Annotated in this window: 3 protein-coding genes; 1 reads left to right on the top strand and 2 read right to left on the bottom strand. The window is 68.2% G+C overall.

The features are described 5' to 3' along the window. Positions 1-267: 267 nt before the first annotated feature. Entirely contained in the window at positions 268-810 is a 543-nt protein-coding gene (locus QLQ12_RS46665; protein ID WP_282767526.1) for a hypothetical protein, read from the bottom strand. Between the two features lie 709 nt (positions 811-1,519). On the opposite strand from QLQ12_RS46665, the gene QLQ12_RS46660 reads away from it, so the two are divergent. Beyond that, positions 1,520-1,684 (top strand): hypothetical protein, encoded by a 165-nt coding sequence (locus tag QLQ12_RS46660; protein WP_282767525.1) that lies wholly within the window; start codon positions 1,520-1,522, stop codon positions 1,682-1,684. A 117-nt stretch (positions 1,685-1,801) separates the two neighbouring features. Here the strand turns inward: QLQ12_RS46660 and QLQ12_RS46655 are convergent, their stop codons facing one another. Continuing rightward, complete coding sequence (locus tag QLQ12_RS46655) at positions 1,802-2,047, bottom strand: hypothetical protein (protein ID WP_282767524.1); 246 nt, start codon at positions 2,045-2,047, stop codon at positions 1,802-1,804. Positions 2,048-3,325 lie beyond the last annotated feature (1,278 nt).

Below are 3,325 nucleotides of genomic sequence, written 5' to 3'. Positions count from 1 at the left end.
CCCGCCTGACGTGACCGATGTTCATCTTTCATTCGATCGAGTGATCACTATCTATCGCGAACCCGCAGAACGATCTCCAAACGGACCCAACGCATAGATCAACCTAAACAGTTCATGACCGGCCTCTGAAGCGGGAGCCGGGCGGACATCCGGGGTCGGGTCGGCCGGGTTTTGGTGCGCTGGCGAGGCGCTGGTTGCGCGCAAATTCCGGAACTCCCGCCGCACCCGGGCCGGTTTGGGGTCGGCCTTCTACGTCTGTCCAAACGGTCAGTCGCTTGGTTCGGCGCTGGCCGCTTCCCGGGCAATTTCAGCCAGCCGCCGCAACCGATCGAGGACCTCTCGCGCCGGCTGCCTCGTGTAGGCCCGTACCCGGCGGCGGTCGGCTCCGGCGTTCCAGCGAACGACTTGGTCGGCCGCGTCCAGCAGGTCCAGGGCGGTGTTCACGGTCATCGGGACGAGGGCGTCGGCTGTGAAATGCTCTAGCCGGTCGCTGACCAGTCGGGCTGCCTCATATCCGTCCCAGTTGCCGCCGGTGATTGGCGGGTGCGCGAGCACCAATGTGACCGCGACCCGCCAGTCCATGGCAGGCCCGGACACCCGGGCGGCATCGAGCCGGTCCCACCGCCGGTCCCGCGCCTCCCACTCCGCCTTGCGCGCCGCGGCTGCCGGAGCCTGGCACGATGGACATGACCACGGCTTTCCGCGACGTACGCCTTCCGGCATCGGCCACGACCGCGAGGTTCGTAGCAACGGCGCCCGGCACTCGTCGCACCCAATCCCAGTCGGCACTGGCCCGATCGCCGTGGTCATCTCCGCCGGGTAGGCGAATCCGGCGGCCCGCGTCAGCGCGCTCGCCTGCACTGCCGGATGCTGCCAATACACCAGCCGCAGCAGAGAAGTGCTCCTCCAACGGCGAGTCAACCCGGGCCCGAGCCTGCCGCACCTGTTCCAAGACTTCGGTGCACGCCTCAACGTGCCGGATCTCCGCGGCGGCCAGGGTGCTGCCCGCGGCCACGAGCCGAGTAAGTGCCCGGACGGCGGGGCTATCCTCGTCGACGAGGTCGGTCATGGCGGCACCGTACCGGCCACCCACATCCGCACCAGCCCGCGGCGCGCGGTATTTCACCGGTTCGGAAGAAACGCCGGCTTTCACCAGTGGTGGCGGTTGACCTGTTGAAGATTCCCCGCTCGTACGGATGCGAGCGCGTCGCGGACCTCGGTGTCGTCCAGCCCTCCACTCCCGAGCGGTGTAGACGAGACGTGGGTGGGCGTTGAGGACTTCGGCGACGATCCGCCGGTCCATGCCAGCGGTGCCGGTATCGGCGTTGCTGCACGGCGGCGTCGACTTCGCCGGGCGTGACGGTCACGACTCATTGTCCTGTCCGCGGGTGACGGTGGTGTCGGGCGTAGGCGTGGAGGTGCGCCGACGGACCTGGGTGAGCAGTTCGGCAACTCCGCGGGCGCCAGCGGTAAGCCCGGCGGTGTCCGTGCCGATGTTCCCGGCGATTCCCGCCCGCAGTTGGTGCAGTTCGGCCCCGCTGGTGGTGGCGCCGGCGAGCGCGGAATGCTCCGCAACTTCTGCAACACCTGGATCGACCAGTGCCCGCACCCGAGCGGGTGCCTATGGGCGGATTACCTCAACGACCCACCCGCCGCCGCGCTCCGCCTGATCTACACCAAGTAGGACGGCCCTCACCAAAAGCGCACCGTCACCGAACGGATCAAGCGCCTCGGCTACAACCCGCTCTACCGGCCGGCATCCCGGGAGGTGAGCCACGCTGAGCGCCGCGCCGACGGCGGATCAGGACCAGATGGTGGAGAACCGGCATAGCTGGAGCGGTCCACGGCCGGTGAGCATTTCATGGACGCACATGCGGACCAGGGCTTCGGACATCTCGTCCGGATGCCAGAAGGGGCCGTACCTGTTGTCGAAGTCGGTCAGGAAGATGATCGCTCCCTCGGACGGGTGGTGCAATAGCCACCGCACCACGAACCAGGCAGCGTTTTCGAGCAGGTCGTCATCGACGGTGTCCGCTACCTCTGCCATCAGGGCCAGAGTGACACCGCTATCCGCGGTGGCCAGGTAGGCGCTGTTCCAGCGCTGTTTTCAGAGCGCTTCGATCGGCGGTCGGTACCTGCCACAGCGCATGTGCGAGATTCGAGCCCGTGCAGTTGGGCTGACCGACAGCCGCCGGGTCGCCGCCTGCTGCAGTGAGTGCGCTCAAGAACGTCTCCCGCCACCGGCACACCGCCACCGGTGATTCCGGGCTGACCCGCATGACCCCGACGCTTGTACCTCGGCCAGGACCGACGCGGTAGCCATGGTGTTCGGCGTCAATGGCTGCCGCCACTCCGCCGCCGACAGGCTCAGGCCTTGCGGAGCGCGCAAGATCGTGAGGGCGGCAACTGCCGCCGTGACCGACAGAGTGTCCGCGGCCGGTGCCGGCTGATCCGTGAGCTGATGATGCACAGGTGGCCGATCAGGCCGCGGCACCTCCGGCCGATCGGCGCCGCCCGCAGACCGCGAACGACGCCTTTCCGACGCTGCGGGCGAGCCGGCCGACCGACGGCGTGCCTACCCCTCAGTTGGAGGCGCCGGCAACGCGCGGGCGGGCTGGGGCAGCCGCTCGGTCGCGGTGATGACGGCGGCGCGGTCGGCCGCGTGGCTAGCCGACGAGTCCGCCGGATGTGCAGTAGGGCGCGGCGCCGGCACAGCGACACCGCCGAGGGGAATCGTTTTCCACCAGCCAACTCGCTGGCGGCCCTGACGAGAGAAAGGCCAGGTCACGGTCTACGTGGCCCCGAGAATCTGTGGCTGCGCGCGGCGCGGGAACGACCCCAGGTCCCGCATGGGCCGCCGGGACACGCCGACGAATGGCTCGCTGCTTCTGCACATGCGGCGGACAGCCGTTCTCGCGGAAGCCGTCCTCCGTCGCAGAGGTGCCGATCCTTTCCAGCTCACCGTGCAGCCCTCGTGCACAGCGAACTGCACAACCGGCGGACGATGACCTCTCCTTGGCTGCGCCGGCCCGTACCTGCCTGCGGCCCGCACCACCAGCCGACACCGCAGCCCGCGATCCGCCCAGCTGGGCGCATGCCGAGCGTTTCCGGGCCCTTGTCCATCGCGCGGTGAGCTGTGAGACCTCCACAGAATGATGCTGGCGAGTCGGGCAAAAGAGACACCCTTGTCGCGTCCTAAGTGCTTGGGTTCGTAAATTCTTCGGGGGTTATGCGGCCAGGGCGTGTGCGGCAGGCTGGGTATTGCAGCCGGCGGGTTGCTGGAGGTTCTGCTCTTTCTGTTCGTGTCGCTCGATCCGGGTCATCA

Source organism: Actinoplanes sandaracinus (genome assembly GCF_030009775.1).
Classification (GTDB): domain Bacteria; phylum Actinomycetota; class Actinomycetes; order Mycobacteriales; family Micromonosporaceae; genus Actinoplanes; species Actinoplanes sandaracinus.
Note: the sequence above shows the minus strand (reverse complement) of the source record. Positions and strands in the feature narration are given on the sequence as shown.